The sequence below is a fragment of the Streptomyces sp. NPDC088725 genome, assembly GCF_044751305.1.
Taxonomy (GTDB): domain Bacteria; phylum Actinomycetota; class Actinomycetes; order Streptomycetales; family Streptomycetaceae; genus Streptomyces.
In genome coordinates, this window is record NZ_JBIVLO010000005.1 from 373,403 (window position 1) to 388,426 (window position 15,024).

At 69.4% G+C, this 15,024-nt stretch carries 13 protein-coding genes; 10 read left to right on the forward strand and 3 right to left on the reverse strand.

Features of this window, described 5'->3' with window-relative positions; translation table 11 throughout:
- Positions 1–31: 31 nt before the first annotated feature.
- Positions 32–505, reverse strand: a complete 474-nt coding sequence (locus ACIP6N_RS15015) for an RrF2 family transcriptional regulator (protein ID WP_401815743.1) — start codon at positions 503–505, stop codon at positions 32–34.
- Between the two features lie 236 nt (positions 506–741).
- Here ACIP6N_RS15015 and ACIP6N_RS15020 point away from each other — a divergent pair, with 236 nt between their 5' ends.
- The 7 genes from ACIP6N_RS15020 to ACIP6N_RS15050 all read left to right on the forward strand — a co-directional run bounded on the left by ACIP6N_RS15020 (position 742) and on the right by ACIP6N_RS15050 (position 8,976).
- Entirely contained in the window at positions 742–1,068 is a 327-nt protein-coding gene (locus tag ACIP6N_RS15020) for an FAD/NAD(P)-binding protein (RefSeq protein WP_401815744.1), read from the forward strand.
- Between the two features lie 799 nt (positions 1,069–1,867).
- Positions 1,868–3,367, forward strand: coding sequence for a hypothetical protein (locus ACIP6N_RS15025; RefSeq protein ID WP_401815745.1), 1,500 nt, complete (start codon positions 1,868–1,870; stop codon positions 3,365–3,367).
- A gap of 286 nt (positions 3,368–3,653) precedes the next feature.
- Positions 3,654–4,970, forward strand: coding sequence for a ThuA domain-containing protein (locus ACIP6N_RS15030; protein ID WP_401816211.1), 1,317 nt, complete (start codon positions 3,654–3,656; stop codon positions 4,968–4,970).
- Positions 4,971–5,105: 135 nt separating this feature from the next.
- Complete coding sequence (locus tag ACIP6N_RS15035) at positions 5,106–5,555, forward strand: MarR family winged helix-turn-helix transcriptional regulator (RefSeq protein WP_401815747.1); 450 nt, start codon at positions 5,106–5,108, stop codon at positions 5,553–5,555.
- Positions 5,552–7,273 carry an MFS transporter gene (locus ACIP6N_RS15040; RefSeq protein ID WP_401815749.1) on the forward strand — a complete coding sequence of 574 codons (1,722 nt, stop codon included), beginning with the start codon at positions 5,552–5,554 and terminating at the stop codon, positions 7,271–7,273. Before ACIP6N_RS15035 ends, ACIP6N_RS15040 begins: the two co-directional genes overlap by 4 nt.
- A gap of 130 nt (positions 7,274–7,403) precedes the next feature.
- The gene (locus ACIP6N_RS15045; protein ID WP_401815750.1) at positions 7,404–8,021 is read left to right on the forward strand and encodes a cysteine hydrolase family protein; all 618 of its coding nucleotides are present in this window, start codon (positions 7,404–7,406) and stop codon (positions 8,019–8,021) included.
- Positions 8,022–8,214: 193 nt separating this feature from the next.
- Entirely contained in the window at positions 8,215–8,976 is a 762-nt protein-coding gene (locus tag ACIP6N_RS15050) for an SDR family NAD(P)-dependent oxidoreductase (RefSeq protein WP_401815752.1), read from the forward strand.
- A 99-nt stretch (positions 8,977–9,075) separates the two neighbouring features.
- Here ACIP6N_RS15050 and ACIP6N_RS15055 read toward each other — a convergent pair whose 3' ends face one another.
- On the reverse strand, positions 9,076–10,419 hold the full coding sequence (locus ACIP6N_RS15055) for a M6 family metalloprotease domain-containing protein (RefSeq protein WP_401816212.1): 1,344 nt from the start codon (positions 10,417–10,419) through the stop codon (positions 9,076–9,078).
- Between the two features lie 441 nt (positions 10,420–10,860).
- Between ACIP6N_RS15055 and ACIP6N_RS15060 the strand changes: the two genes are divergently transcribed.
- Together ACIP6N_RS15060 and ACIP6N_RS15065 are read left to right on the forward strand one after the other, a co-directional pair.
- Positions 10,861–11,514, forward strand: a complete 654-nt coding sequence (locus ACIP6N_RS15060) for a TetR/AcrR family transcriptional regulator (protein WP_401815754.1) — start codon at positions 10,861–10,863, stop codon at positions 11,512–11,514.
- 252 nt (positions 11,515–11,766) lie between these two features.
- Entirely contained in the window at positions 11,767–13,308 is a 1,542-nt protein-coding gene (locus tag ACIP6N_RS15065; protein ID WP_401815756.1) for an MFS transporter, read from the forward strand.
- A 169-nt stretch (positions 13,309–13,477) separates the two neighbouring features.
- On the opposite strand, the gene ACIP6N_RS15070 is transcribed toward ACIP6N_RS15065, so the two are convergent.
- Entirely contained in the window at positions 13,478–14,074 is a 597-nt protein-coding gene (locus ACIP6N_RS15070; protein WP_401815758.1) for a MarR family winged helix-turn-helix transcriptional regulator, read from the reverse strand.
- Between the two features lie 90 nt (positions 14,075–14,164).
- On the opposite strand from ACIP6N_RS15070, the gene ACIP6N_RS15075 reads away from it, so the two are divergent.
- Complete coding sequence (locus ACIP6N_RS15075) at positions 14,165–14,947, forward strand: dioxygenase (protein WP_401815759.1); 783 nt, start codon at positions 14,165–14,167, stop codon at positions 14,945–14,947.
- Positions 14,948–15,024 lie beyond the last annotated feature (77 nt).

Consider the following 15,024-nt stretch of genomic DNA (forward strand, 5'->3'; position numbering starts at 1 on the left):
ACACTTGGCCCCGCGCACCCGCCTCCCGCCGTCAGTCCAGGTCCAGCGGGTACGTCCGCACGTCGTCGTTGTACGCCTGGGCCCTGGCGCGTACCGGGGGCGGGAGTGTGCCCGCCACCAGGTCGGCCAGGGTGGTGCTTTCCAGGACTTCGCGCAGGCTGGTGCGTACCGCGCGCCATACGTCGGGGAGGAGGGCCGCCGAGCCCGGGTACGTCAGGTCCGTCAGCCTGAGGTCGCGGACGCTGACCAGGGGGCCGTCCATCGTGCGGATGATGTCGGCCAGGGTGATGTCCTGGGCCGGGCGGGCGAGTACGTAGCCGCCCTCCGGGCCCCGGCGGCTGTGCACCAGGCGGGCCTGGCGCAGTTCGCGCAGTACGACGAACAGGAAGCGGACCGGGATGTCCTGGCGGCTCGCGACGTCCTCCGCCTTGAGCGGGTCGTCCGGATGGCTGGCAAGCTCCGCCATGGCTCTGACCGCGTAGTCCGTTCTAGCTGAAATCCTCACAGTTCAATCTCTCATGGCGCGGGCCCCAGGTGGCCGGTCAGTTACTACAGCCTTGTTTTGACATGGCGTTCGCGGCGCACGAGGAAGGTAGGGGTTGCCAGCCATGTTGTTCATCGGAATAGTGAACTACGTCATACGCGTCTTCCCTGGTCAGCTTTGTGCTGGAGGTACCAGTGTCTTCAGGTCCGTGTCGTCCTAGTCTGGCTGTTATCGGTGCGGGAGCAGCGGGTGCCTTGGTGGCCATCCAGCTGTGCGCAACGGCCAGAAGACGCCGGATCCCTCTGGACCTCATGCTCATCGATCCGACCGGTGAGGCCGGGCGCGGTACGGCGTACGCCATCGACGACCCGAAGCTCCGGCTCAACGTGCCTGCGGGTGGCATGAGTTGCTACCCGGACGACCCCGGGCACTTCGTCCGCTGGCTCTGCCGCCACGGCGAACCGACCGTCACCGCGGCCGACTTCGTCAGCCGGTACCGCTACGGCGCCTACCTCGCCGACACGCTCGGCCAGGCAATCATGCAGTCTCACGGCACAGTTGGCGCCGTCTCCGTACGACCGTGACCGGCGTGAAGTGGCCCGCCGGTGGGCGTGCCAGCGTGCGCCTCGCGGACGGCGAGAGTGTGCAGGCGGACGGTGTGGTGCTCGCCACCGGGCCCGTCCACGGCGACAGCCGGTGGGCTCCGGCGGAGCTGCGCGCGTCCGACCGGTTCATCAACCGGCCCTGGACGCCCGGTGTTCTCGACGCCGTACGCGATGACGAGGACGTCCTGCTGGTCGGTACGGGGCTGACGGCCGTGGACCTCGCGGTCATGCTGGACCGTCCGGGCCGCGTCGTCCACGCCGTGTCGCGGCACGGGCTGCTGCCGCAGCGGCACGCCATGGTCCCGCTGCCCGCGCAGCCGCTTCCGCAGGGCGCCACGGGGCTGCCGTTCGACCGGCTGCGCCGGGCGGTCCGGCAGCACATCGCCTCGGCGCTCCGTGACTGCGGCGACTGGCGGCCCGCTCTGGACGGGATGCGCCCGGTCGTCTCAAGCCTCTGGCAGAACCTGACGGACAAGGAACGCGACGACTTCCTCCGCACGGACGCCTCCCTGTGGAACACGTTCAGGCACCGGATGTCCCCGGCCAGCGCCGAAGCCGTCGACCGCGCGCTGGCGGCCCGCCGGCTCCGGGTGCGCGCCGGGGAGATCGCGTCCGTGAGCGACTTGGGCGAGGACGGCCTCGCCGTCACGTTCGCGGACGGCCGTACGCTGCGTGTCGACCGCGTGGTGGACTGCACGGGACCGGAGCAGACCAGTGACAAGTCCCCCTGTGGCAGGGGCTGGTTGCCGAGGGCCTGGTGGTTCCGGGCCCGCTGGGCATGGGAGTTGCCACCGAGGACGGCCGGTTGCGGGACGCCTCGGTGCGGGCCGAACGGCCGCTGTACACCCTGGGGGCCGCCAGGCGCGGGGAGTTGTGGGAGACCACGGCGATCCCCGAGATCCGCGTCCAGGCGCAGGACATCGCCTTGAGCCTGCTGACGCCACACACACGGCCCGCTCCGCAGCGGGCCCGCCGTCCCGTCGACCAGTTCGGGCTTCCGCTGTCCACGCACGGAGCCGCCGCGGCCGCTTTCCGCAAGGGGCTCAATCAAGTCATCACCGTACGGGGCGGATCGGCGGAGGCGTTCGAGCGCGCCACGGAACTCGACCGCGGCTTCGCCATGGGCCACGCGGCTCTCGCCCTGCTCGGCCACGAGTGCGGCGAGGAGGTGGATGTGCCGCGTGCTCTCGCGGACGCGCAGCGCAGTGTCACCGAGCGCGGCGACGAACGCGAGCGGTCGTTCGTACGCGCGGTCACGCGGCGGATAAAGGGCGCTGACGACAAGGCCGTCATCGACCATCTCGGGCAATACCCCGGCGACGCGCTGGCGCTCAGCGTCGCGGTGCCCACCATCGCCTTCTCCGGGGTTAGTTGCCTTGAGGACGACGTGGCGTTCCGGCTCCTGAAGGAGACGGCGCCGACGTACGACGGCCACTGGTTCCACACCTCGCTGTACGCCTTCGTCCGCCAGGAGCAGGGGCATCACGAGGAGGCCGGTGAGCTGGCGCTGCGGGCGCTCGCCGAAGAACCGGGCTCCGGCAACGCGGCCCATGCCCTCGCCCACGTCAACTACGAGTCCGGCGCGCACGACAAGGGCCGTGAGTGGCTCGATCAGTGGATCGCCGGCCGGGGTTGCGGGGCCGTGCACCGGGCGCACTTCTCCTGGCACGCGGCGCTGCACGAACTCGCGCTGGACGACTCGTCCACCGTACGCAGGCGCTGGTACAGCCAGTTGGCCCCCGGCCGGGTGAGCGGCGTGCGGGTCCTGGTCGACTCCGGTTCCATGCTCTGGCGCGCGCGGATGTGCCACCACTGGTCGGGGCGGCTGCCGGTGGACGACGTGCTCGACGCGGTGCCGCGCGAGGTGATCGAGAGCCCGAGCAGCGCGTTCGCGGCGCTGCACAGCGCGGTCGCGTGTGCGGCGGGCGGGGATCTGCCCGCCCTGCGGCGGCTGCGTACGCACGCCCAACAGGCCGACGAGATACAGCGCGAGGTGGTCGTGCCGCTGTGCGACGCGCTGGAGGCCGTGGTGGAGGAGCGCTGGGACGCGGCGGTACGCGGCCTGCGGCGGGTCCTGCCGTCACTGGGCAAGATCGGTGGGAGCGCGGCCCAGCGCGAGGTGATCGAGGAGACGCTGCTGTACGCGATGGTGGGGGCGGGGCACTCCGAGGATGCCCGGCAGCTGCTCGAAAAGCGGCTCGACCGCCGGTCCTCCCCGCTCGACGCGCGCAGGCTGTCGACCCTGCCCGTGCCCACTGTCGAACTCCAGGATGCCTGAGCGTGTGCGTTCGACGGCTCAGGCGTCCCTGAGTCGTCGGGATGCCGAACTCCCCTAGAAAGCACGCTCGTTCTCACGGCAGCCGTGTCCGCACCCACTGTGCGGGCACGGCTGCCGTGCGTGTGCGGGCAGACGCTCGATTGGTCCATACCAAACCCTTGACGAAGGGTCGGTTCGCTTCTTCAATCACGGAGGAGCCGCGTCTCCCGCGCGCTTGTTTGTCATATTCACGACATCGACTGGTGTGTGTCGGACAGGCAGAGGAAAGGATCGTCCTCGGATGACGATGACCAGGTACAAGGCCCGTGCGAAGCAGGTCTGGCTCGGGTTGCTCGCGGTGCTGGGCGTGGTGTTGGGGTTAGCCGCCGCGCCGGCCTCCGGTGCCGTCGCGGCGCCGGCCGCACCGGCGTTCAAGGTGCTGGCCTTCTACAACGGGACATACGACGCCGCCCACATCGACTTCGTCAAAGAGGCGAACGTGTGGTTCCCGCAGACCGCGGCCGCCAACAACTTCTCCTACACCGCGACGACCGACTGGGGTCGGCTCGCCAACCCCGCCGACCTCCAGCAGTACCAGGTGGTCCTGTTCCTGGACGACGCGCCGCACGAGGCCGCCCAACGCGCCGGGTTCGAGCAGTACATGCGTAACGGCGGCGGCTGGCTGGGCTTCCACGTATCGGCGTTCACCACCAACTCCGGTGAATGGCCCTGGTACTACAACCAGTTCCTCGGCTCCGGGAACTTTCAGACCAACACCTGGGGTCCCGAGGCCGCCACGCTGAAGGTCGAGGACAAGTCCCTGCCCAACACCGCGAACCTGCCCGACACGTTCACCTCCGCGGTGAGCGAGTGGTACAGCTGGAGCAACGACCTCAGGAAGAACCCGAGCATCAAGATCCTGGCGTCGGTCGACCCGGTCAGCTTCCCGCTCGGCACGGACCCCAACCAGTCCTGGACCAGCGGCTATTACCCAATCCTGTGGACGAACACCGGCTACAAGATGGTGTACGCCAACTTCGGCCACAACGACATGAACTACAACACCAATCAGCGGCTGTCCTCGACCTTCGCCAGCGAGACCCAGAACCGCTTCCTGATCGACAGCCTGAAGTGGCTCGGCACGGGCGAGGTGGGTGACGGTGGTGGTACGACGCCGCCTTCCGGGCCCATCTCCGAGACCGCGTGGTACTCACTCGTCAACAGCGGCAACGGCAAGTGCGTGGACGCCAAGTCCGCGGCCACCGCCAACGGGACAGCGATACAGCAGTACACCTGCAACGGCACCACCGCTCAGCAGTACCAGATCCGTGCCACCGACGCCGGCTACTCGCGCATCGGCATCCGCGGCAACACCCAGCAGGTCATCGACGTGACCGATGTGTCGGTCGCCGACAACGCCCCTCTCCAGCTGTGGAGTTACAGCGGCGGTGCGAACCAGCAGTGGAAAGCGGTCCCGGAGACCGGTGGCCGCTACCACTTCACGGCCCGGCACAGCGGGAAGTGCCTCAGCGCACCTGCCGGTTCGGCGGACGGGACGCGGCTGGTCCAGAGTTCCTGCAACGGCTCCGCCGCGCAGTCCTTTCAGCTTCTTCAGCAGCCTTAGCCGCTGTTAGGCAGCCGCTGTTAGGCAGCCACCGGTAGGTCCGTCCATGCCCTCGGCGTGTCTCAGGCGCGTCTTCCGGCCGTCTTTCGCGTCGAGGGTGCTCAACTCAACTTAATAAGCCTACTGTTACTAGTCATGGATGACATAGCGGCGGCGTCCGACGACGCCGCGCACGCAGGAGCCGCCATCCGGCTGGCAGTTGCTCGTATCGCCCGACGGCTGCGGCAGACCCACGCCGTCGGTGACGTGACCCTCTCGGAGGTGTCCGTCCTCGCGCGTCTCAGTCGCGACGGTGCCGAATCGCCTGGCGTGCTCGCTGACTTGGAGCGCGTACGGCCGCAGGCCATGGCGACCACCCTGGCGGCTCTCGAAGAGCGCGGCCTGGTTCGCAGGGAGCAGGACAGCCAGGACGGGCGCCGGGCGGTGATGACCGTCACCGACGCCGGCCGCAAGGTGCTGGTCGACCGGCGGTCGGAGTCCATCAAGCGGCTCACGACCGTCCTGGACGAGGAGTTCAGCCCCGCCGAACGGGGTGAGTTGATCGCTGTACTGCCCCTGCTCGACCGACTGGCGGAGCGGCTGTGAACCGCAGCAAGACGGATGCCGGGAGCAGCGGAAAGGGCGCCGAAAGGCCCGCCGGCGACGACCGTTACAAGTGGGTCGCCCTCTCCAACACCACACTCGGCGTGCTGATCGCGTCCGTCGACGGCTCGATCGTGATCATCTCGCTGCCCGCGATCTTCCGCGGTATCGGCCTCGACCCGCTCGCCCCGGGCAACATCGGCTATCTGCTCTGGATGATCCTGGGCTATCTGCTGGTCTCCGCCGTGCTCGTGGTCGCGCTCGGCCGGCTCGGCGACATGTTCGGCCGCGTCCGTATGTACAACATGGGCTTCGCGATCTTCGCCTTCGCGTCGCTCGCCCTGTCGCTCGACCCGTTCAAGGGCGGGTCCGGCGCGCTCTGGCTCATCGGCTGGCGCATCGTACAAGCCTTCGGCGGCGCGATGCTGACCGCGAACTCGGCCGCCATTCTCACCGACGCGTTCCCCGCCAGGCAGCGCGGGATGGCCCTCGGCGTCAATCAAATTACCGCGCTGGCAGGGCAGTTCCTCGGACTGCTCGCGGGCGGGCTGCTGGCCGCCGTCGACTGGCGCGCGGTGTTCTGGGTCAGCGTTCCGATCGGTGTGATCGGCACGGTGTGGTCGTACCGCAGCCTGCGCGAGACCGGCTCGCGGCGCCCCGGCCGTATCGACTGGGTCGGCAACATCACCTTCACCCTCGGCACCGGCGCGATCCTCGCCGCCATCACGTACGGAATCCAGCCCTACGGAGACAGCCCGACCGGCTGGTCCAACCCCTGGGTGCTCGGCGGGCTCGGCGGCGGTGTGCTGCTGCTCGTCGTGTTCTGTATCGCGGAGACCAGGATCGCCGAACCCATGTTCCGCCTCGGCCTGTTCCGTATCAGGGCGTTCGCCGCGGGCAATCTGGCCGCGCTGCTCACCGCGATCGCGCGCGGCGGGCTCCAGTTCATGCTGATCATCTGGCTCCAGGGCATCTGGCTGCCCCTGCACGGGTACGACTTCGAGCGCACGCCGCTGTGGGCCGGCATCTTCATGCTGCCGCTCACCGTCGGCTTCCTCATCGCGGGGCCGCTGTCCGGTCACCTCTCCGACCGGTTCGGGGCGCGGCTGTTCGCGACGGGCGGGCTCGTCCTCGTCGCCCTCTCGTTCGTCGGGCTGCTCGCGCTGCCGGTGAACTTCTCGTACCCCCTGTTCGCGGGGTTGCTGCTGGTCAGCGGCATCGGGCAGGGCATGTTCTCCGCGCCCAACACCTCGGCGATCATGGGCAGTGTGCCGCCCGAGCAGCGCGGTGTGGCGTCCGGCATGCGCTCGACGTTCCAGAACTCGGGCACGGCCCTGTCGATCGGTGTGTTCTTCTCGCTGATGATCTCCGGGCTCGCCGGTTCGCTCCCGCACGCGCTGAGCAGCGGGTTGCAGGGCCAGGGGGTGCCTGCCGGGACGGCGGAGCAGGTGGCGGGGCTGCCGCCGGTGAGCACGCTGTTCGCCACCTTCCTCGGCGACAACCCGATCAGCAACCTGCTGGAGCCGAGCGGCGTGCTGCACATGGTCTCCGCGGACCAGGCGAAGACGCTGACGGGGACGCGGTTCTTCTCCGAACTGGTCTCGGGGCCGTTCCACCACGGTCTCGTCATCGTCTTCGGCGTCGCGACGGCGATGTCCCTGGTCGCCGCGGTCGCGTCGGTCCTGCGTGGCCGCCACCACAGAGCCGGGCCGGCGGCGTAGAAAAGCGCGACAGCCGCACGGGCCACCGCGCGTGGGGCGCGGCGGTCGTCGCAGGGGTCTGCTCGTCACAAGACCCCAGAACCAAGACCTCAGAACCAAGACCCGTGAACGAAAGAAAAGGACCGTACCCATGAGCAAGAGCGCCCTCCTCGTCATGGATGTCCAGCAAGGCATCGTCGGCCGCTTCACCGGGGAGGACACCGGCTACCTGTCACGCGTCGGCCGGGCGATCGACGGCGCGCGCGCCGCCGGGCTTCCCGTGCTGTACGTCGTGGTCGGCTTCCGGGCCGGGCACCCCGAGATCAGCGCCCGTAACAAGACCTTCGGCGCGATCGCGAGCGCCGTCCGGTCGGGAGCGGAGCAGTCGAGCGCCGGGCAGTCCGGTGGCGCGGCCGCCGGCGGGTTCGCGGACGGCGATCCCCACGCCGAGATCCACCCCGATGTCGCACCGCGCCCCGGCGATGTCGTGGTGACGAAGAAGCGGGTCAGCGCCTTCGCGGGCAGCGACCTCGACATGGTGCTCCGCGCCGGTGACATCGACTCGCTCGTCCTCACCGGAATCGCGACCAGCGGCGTCGTCCTGTCCACCCTGCGCCAGGCCGCCGATCTGGACTTCGGGCTCACCGTGCTGGAGGACGGCTGCCTCGACGCCGATCCCGAGGTGCACCGCGTACTCACCGAGAAGGTGTTCCCGCGGCAGGCGGAGGTCGTCACCGTCGACAAGTGGGTCGCGTCCCTGGGCAGCTGAGTTCAGGGCGAGGGCTGTCCCACTCGGAGCACTTCCGCCGCTCAGTTTTCCGCCCCGCCGGAGTCGTACTTCCGGATCCGGGCTTCACCTGGTTGTGTCCGGCTACGGGACACACCCAGCCATGAGCCAGGACAAGGGACGAACGGCGGGACCGGTCACGGGACCCGCACCGTAAGGCCGGAAGGACAGTCGGATGCTGCTCACGAACAAGACCGCGGTGATCTACGGAGGGGGCGGCGCGATCGGTGGCGCCGTCGCGCGCGCCTTCGCCGCGGAAGGGGCGCACGTCTTCCTCGCCGGACGTACGCCCGCGAAGCTGGAGAAGGTCGCCTCCGACATCGAATCCGCGGGCGGGCGCGCCGAGACCGCCGTGGTCGACGCGCTGGACGAACGGGCCGTGGACGCGCACGCCGACGACGTGGCCTCGCGGACCGGTTCCATCGACGTGTCGTTCAACCTGATCACGCACGGCGACGTGCAGGGGACCGCACTCGCCGAGATGGCGCTCGCGGACTTCGAGCAGCCGGTCGTGAACGCCCTGCGCACGAATTTCCTCACCACGCGCGCCGCCGCGCGCCACATGATCGCGCGGCGCTCCGGCGTGCTCCTCTTCTTCGGCGGGTACGGGGACCCCATGCCCGGCTACCACCTCGGCGGTCTTCAGGTCGCCTTCCAGGCGCTCGACACCCTGCGCAGGCAACTGGCGGGCGAGCTGGGGCCGTACGGCATCCGCGCGCTGACCCTCCAGACCGCGGGGGTGCCGGACACGATTCCGGATGGCGTCGACGCCGAGTGGCGGGACAGGATCGTCAAGGCCACCGAGGGCCGGACGATGCTGAAGCGGGCGGCCTCGCTGGAGGACGTGGGCCGGGTGGCGGTCTTCGCGGCCTCCGAGCACGCGAGGTCCATGACGGGCACAGCGCTCAACATCACGGCCGGTGCGCAGGCGGACTGACAGCCGCAGCCAAGACCGGAGCCGAATCCGGAGCCGAGACCGCAGCCAAGACCGGAGCCGAGACCGCAGCCGAATCCGGAGCCGAAGCCCCGCGGCTTTTCACGAACGTGTCACCCGCACCCGGTAGTTCCCGTCGGGCTCCTCGCCGACCACCGAGATCGTGATCCCGTTCTCGCGGTCCTCGAAGGACTGACCGGGGCGGTACGGCGCGTCCGACAGTTCCGCGTGCACATTGGGCCGTCTCGTGCAGCCGCCGCTGTTCTCGGCGCTGTCCGAGACCGTGACCGGGCCGCGCCCGGTGTCGACGGACGAGTCCACCCGGTAGATCAGGACACCGGGCCGGCAGACCGCCTCGTCGTTGCCCGCCCGGGTCCGCACCTCCACCGCGTACCCGGACTGAGCCGAGAGCGGTACGAAGGTCATCTTGGGTCCGCCGGTCGTGGCCAGCGGTCCCAGGACGTGTTCGGTCGTCCCCGCCCTGGACGCGCAGCTGATCTGATCGTCGTCCAGCCAGCCGAGCTTCCACTTGTGCCAGCCCAGCAGATCGTTGTTGGCGCCCCAGTCCTCGGACATGATGTCCCAGTGCCCGACCGCGCCACCGCCGCCCAGCGTGTAGAGATCGGGGAGGCCGAACACATGGCCGTTCTCGTGGGGCAGCACCCGGTAACCGGTCTGCGGGTACGAGCCTGAGCCGTCGTCCTGGCGGCTGTAGACGAACGACGTGTTGGCGAGCGGGACGCCGTCCGCGTGCGGCGCGTCGTGATTGCCGGAGAACGTGACGGACAGGACGGTGTCCAGCGCGGAGGGCCCGGCATTGGGTGTCACCAGGATGTTGATCAGGTCGTACGCGCTGAAGTCGACCTTCCGGTCCGCCGCGGCCACGATGTCGTCGACGAGTTCGCGATAACCGGGCTCGTACGGCGAGCCGCGCTCTATTCCGTAGTCGGAGAACCGCTGGGGCATCCGCAGCCAGTTCTTCAGCGGGGCCTCGGGGCGGTAGTCGAGCCGCCCGTACGAGCTGGTCCTGAACCACTCCGAGGTCTTCGGGAAGAACTCCGCGAGCCGCGCGACGGCTTTCCCGGAGCCCGGCGCGTCCGGGAAGTCGATCATGAGGTTGAGGGCGTGGACCGTGCCGGTGGAGGGGGAGTAGCCGGGCGAGGTGGGCACGCCTTCCGACATCTGTACGGCCGTGGCGGTGGCTATGCGGCAAGGTCCTATGGCCGAATCGCCGGTGACGGACACCGGGCCCGCGGAGGCGCGGGAAGGGGCCTGGAGAGTGGCGCTCGCAGTGGTGAGGGTGGCGAGGGTGAGCGCCGCCAGACCGGCGAGCGCACCGCCCCTGCGGTGCCGCCGGTGCTTACGTGGTTTACGGGGCTTGCGCGGTGTGCGAGGCTTTTGGGGTGTTCCGTCACTGCCGGATCTGCGTATCCGACGCTGCTGCATGCGGTCGCCTTCCGGGTGCGCGGCAGCCGCCAGTGCGGACTGCGCCTGTTTGCTCACCCTCCGTCGTTCGGCGTGTCGGCGCTCGCTGGGTGCGCCCGATCGTGGGTCGTTTCGGCGCGGTGGCAGCCGTGGCCGCGGGTTCTTGGTGACGGGCGCGGGCCGGCGTCACGTTCTGACGGTCGCGCGTCGGCGTCACTTTCCGGCGGGCGCGGGCCGGCATCACTGTGCGCTGTGGCGTGACGTCGTCAACTCTGTGACGCAGGTCACTCGCGCGCGTGAAATAACCGGGGATGCTTTCCCCGTTTGAATCTGTGTCTCCGGAAAACGGGGACGCGGTCCCCGCTTATGTCCGGCAAGTGAACCGGTTATGACCGGCTTGTAAACCGTTTGCCGGGCGGCGGAATCCGCTCGCCCCACTCACTCATCGAGGGAAGGTCCAACGTGACCACCGCCGCCGAACCCGAAGCGCGCCGCTCCCCGCGGCCGCGCGCGGACGCTCTGCGTAACCGCGAGCGGATCGTGGCCGCGGCACGTGAGATCTTCGTGGAAGAAGGGCCCGAGGCCCCGCTCGACGAGATCGCCCGGCGCGCCGGGATCGGCAACGCCACGCTGTACCGGCACTTCGCCGACCGGAACGCCCTTGTTCTCGACGTCGTCCTTTCCGTCCTGAGCAGCACCGCGGACCGTGCGGAGGCCGCCGCCGCTCAGGAAGGAGATCCGTTCGCCGCGCTGCGCGCCTTCGTGCACGCTGCCGCCGACGAACGGATCGGTGCCCTCTGTCCCATGCTCTCCGGCTCGTTCTCGTTCGACCGTGCCGACCTCCGGGCCGCGCGCGCACGCCTCGAAGGCGACATCGAAGGGCTGATGGAGCGGGCGCGGCAGGCGGGACGGCTGCGTACCGACGTCGCCGTGGGCGACCTGATGGTCGCGCTGTCCCAGCTCACCCGGCCGCTGCCCGGCACCGGTTGTCTGAACATGGACCAGTTCGTCCATCGACACCTTCAGCTGTTCCTCGACGGCCTCGAACTGCCTGCCCGGTCCGTTCTCCCCGGCTCCGCCGCGACTCTGGAGGATCTGCGCCGCGCCACTTCGTGAGCGCCCTGAGCCCACCCCGTCCCCGTACCGCGAACTCGTATCCCGCGAACCCGTACCCAGCGACCCCGTACCCAGCGACCCCCGCACTTCCGTAAGCCCCTGAACCCCGCGTACTTCCGCTGGGCCCCACGTACTTCTCTGCTCCAACCGGGCGCCGAGCGATCCGGTGACCCGAATGCCCTCTGTAAGGCCGGCAGCGTCGCCCGCGCTTACGTACTTTTCGCCTTTCCGTACCTTTAGGTGGATACCGCCATGTCAAAAACTGCCGAAGTCCGAGCCGGTCTCGGGCTCCCCGATCCCAAACGCTGGAAAGCGCTGGTGTTCATCGCCCTCGCCCAGCTGATGGTCGTACTCGACGCGACCATCGTGAACATCGCACTGCCGCACGCGCAGGTCGACCTCGACATATCCGACGCGAACAAGCAGTGGGTCATCACGGCCTACGCGCTCGCCTTCGGCGGTCTGCTCCTCTTCGGCGGCCGTATCGCCGACCTGTGGGGCCGTAAGCGCACCTTCGTCATCGGCCTGATCGGTTTCGCCCTCGCCTCGGCGATCGGTGGCGCGGCCAACAGCGAGGCCATGCTGCTCGGCTCCCGCGCGTTCCAGGGTGTCTTCGGCGCGATGCTCGCCCCCGCCGCCCTCTCGCTGCTCGCCGTGACCTTCACCGACGCCAAGGAGCGCGCGAAGGCCTTCGGTATCTTCGGCGCGATCGCCGGTGGCGGTGGCGCGGTGGGCCTGCTCCTCGGCGGGTTCCTCACCGAGTACCTGAACTGGCGCTGGACGTTCTTCGTCAACATCCCCTTCGCGGTCATCGCCGCGCTCGGCGCGTACTTCGTCATCCGGGAGCCCGCGGGCGGCCGCAACCGCTCCTCGCTGGACATCCCGGGTGTCGTGCTCTCCACGCTGGGCCTGGTCTCGCTGGTCTACGGCTTCACCCGCGTCGAGTCCAGCGGCTGGTCCGACCCGACGACGATCGGCCTGTTCGTCGCCTCCGCGGCGCTGCTGGCCGCGTTCGCCTTCGTCGAGTCGAAGGTCAAGAACCCGCTGCTGCCCCTGCGCGTACTGATGGACCGCAACCGCGGTGGCATCTACCTCTCGCTGGGTCTCGCCATCATCGGGATGTTCGGTCTCTTCCTGTTCCTGACCTACTACCTCCAGGTCGTGCAGCAGTACTCCGCGGTCAAGACCGGCTTCGCGTTCCTCCCGATGGTCGTGGCCATGATCACCGGCTCCACCCAGATCGGCGCCAGGCTGATGACCCGGGTGCCGGCCCGCCTGCTGATGGGACCGGGCTTCGCCGTGGCCGCCGTCGGCATGCTGCTGCTGACGCGGCTGGAGGTCGGTTCGTCCTACGCCGGCGTCATCCTGCCCGGCATGGTGCTGCTCGGCCTCGGGATGGGTACGGCGTTCATGCCCGCCATGTCCCTTGCCACGCACGGCATCCAGCCGCGGGACGCGGGCGTCGCCTCGGCGATGGTCAACACCTCGCAGCAGGTGGGCGGCGCGATCGGTACGGCGCTGCTGAACACGATCGCGGCCTCCGCGACCACCGCGTACGTCGCGGGTCACGCGGCGGGCGGCGACAAGAACCTGTTCCAGGCGCAGGCGCTGGTGAGCGGCTACACGCACGCCATCTGGTGGGCGGTCGGCATCCTGCTGGTCGCTGCCGTGATCGCGGTGACGTTCATCAACGCCGGCCGTCCCGGCTCCTCGAAGGTCGCCGCGGGCGGCCCGGGCGCGGACGGGTCCGAGGACCCCGAGAACGAGATCGTGATCCCGGTCGCGATGCACTGACGGCCGGTGCGCCGGCGGATGGTGCGCCGACGGCCGCTTTACTGCCGGCCGGTGTGCTGACCGCTCGTGTGCTGACGGCCGTGAACGGCCGCGACCAGCCCGGTCGCGGCCGGACGCGGAAAGACGCGTACGTACGTAAGCGAACGATCTGCTCCGGTGCCGCCGCTCCTCAGCGGCGCCAGGGCAGATCCGCGTCCGTGCCCTCCGGCTGAAGCCCTTCCGCGATCACCCGCATGATCTCGCCGAGCTGTGCCACCTGCTCGGGGGAGAGCCGGTCGAAGATCGCCCGGCGTACGGCGGCGACATGGCCGGGCGCGGACCGGGTCAGTACGTCGTTGCCCTCGTCCGTCAGGTACGCGTTCTGACCGCGCTTGTCGGACGGACACTCCTCGCGGTCGACCCATCCGTGTCTCTCCAGCCTGGCCACGGCGTGGGAGAGCCGCGAGCGGGTGATCTTGGCGTCCTTGGCCAACTGGGTCATGCGCATGCGGCGGCGGGGCGCGCGGGAAAGGTGCACCATCAGCGCGTAGTAGATGTGCGGCATTCCGGCATCACGCTGGAGCTGGCGGTCGAGGTGGTCCTCCAGCAGCGTCGTGGCCTGCACATACGCCTGCCAGGCACTCTGCTCGCAGTCATTGAGCCACTGCGGCTCCTCGCCCGCGGTCCCGGGTTCCCTGCCTGCGGCCTGGGGTTCTTCGCCCGCGGTCCGGGATTCTTCGCCCGCACCGCCGCCGTCGGCCCCATCGGCTGTACCGCCGTCCATCATCTTCACTCCGTATTCTTGAAAGTTGAACTAGCTCTCGCTAAGCTACCCGCTGCGAAGACGATTTATCTTTCAAGCAGGCAGGAAGTCGCCATGGATGCCGCCGTGGAGCGCATGCCGGCCCTCTACCTGTCCCACGGAGCCCCGCCCCTCGCCGACGACCCGGTCTGGACCCGTGAACTGGCCGCCTGGTCGGCGGCGCTGCCCCGACCGAGCGCGATCCTGGTCGTCTCCGCCCACTGGGAAGAGGCTCCTCTGGCCCTGGCGGCGACCGAGACCGTGCCGCTGGTCCACGACTTCTGGGGTTTTCCCGAGCGCTATTACGCCGTACGGTACGCCGCTCCCGGCGCGCCCGAACTGGCTCATTCCGTGCGGAAGTTGCTGCGCAGGGCCGGTACGCCGGTCCATGACGTCCCCGACCGGGGGCTCGATCACGGGGCGTACGTACCGCTGGTGGAGATGTTTCCGGCGGCCGACATTCCCGTTCTCCAGATCTCCATGCCGACGCTCGACCCGCGCGAGCTGCTGGAGACCGGGCGCAGGCTGGCGCCGCTGCGGGATGAGGGCGTACTGATCATGGGCAGCGGATTCTTCACGCACAATCTGGCCGCGCTGCGGCAGTCGCCGGGCGGGGTGCCCGGGTGGTCGGCGGAGTTCGACGAGTGGGGGACACGGGCGCTGCTGGCGCAGGACGTCGACGCCCTGCTCGACTTCGAGAACAAATCCCCCGCCGGCCGCCTCGCGCATCCGCGCACCGAACACTTCGCGCCGCTGTTCGTGACGCTCGGTGCCTCGGAAGGCGAGCTGGACAGCGGGCGGAGCGTCATCGACGGCTTCTGGATGGGCCTGGCGAAACGGTCGGTGCAGTTCGGCTGATTTGGCGGGGCTGATCAGGTAAAGCTGACGTGTACGGCTGATCGGTGCCGAGCGGCGCCGATCGGTGCGGGGGCGGG

Bases quoted from the DNA above. Each gene is read 5' to 3' on its own strand.
- ACIP6N_RS15045 (WP_401815750.1), top strand. From the start codon at position 7,404: ATGAGCAAGAGCGCCCTCCTCGTCATGGATGTCCAGCAAGGCATCGTC.
- ACIP6N_RS15065 (WP_401815756.1), top strand. From the start codon at position 11,767: ATGTCAAAAACTGCCGAAGTCCGAGCCGGTCTCGGGCTCCCCGATCCC.
- ACIP6N_RS15030 (WP_401816211.1), top strand. From the start codon at position 3,654: ATGACCAGGTACAAGGCCCGTGCGAAGCAGGTCTGGCTCGGGTTGCTC.
- ACIP6N_RS15050 (WP_401815752.1), top strand. From the start codon at position 8,215: ATGCTGCTCACGAACAAGACCGCGGTGATCTACGGAGGGGGCGGCGCG.
- ACIP6N_RS15075 (WP_401815759.1), top strand. From the start codon at position 14,165: ATGGATGCCGCCGTGGAGCGCATGCCGGCCCTCTACCTGTCCCACGGA.
- ACIP6N_RS15035 (WP_401815747.1), top strand. From the start codon at position 5,106: ATGGATGACATAGCGGCGGCGTCCGACGACGCCGCGCACGCAGGAGCC.
- ACIP6N_RS15070 (WP_401815758.1), bottom strand. From the start codon at position 14,074: ATGATGGACGGCGGTACAGCCGATGGGGCCGACGGCGGCGGTGCGGGC.
- ACIP6N_RS15025 (WP_401815745.1), top strand. From the start codon at position 1,868: ATGGGAGTTGCCACCGAGGACGGCCGGTTGCGGGACGCCTCGGTGCGG.
- ACIP6N_RS15055 (WP_401816212.1), bottom strand. From the start codon at position 10,419: ATGCAGCAGCGTCGGATACGCAGATCCGGCAGTGACGGAACACCCCAA.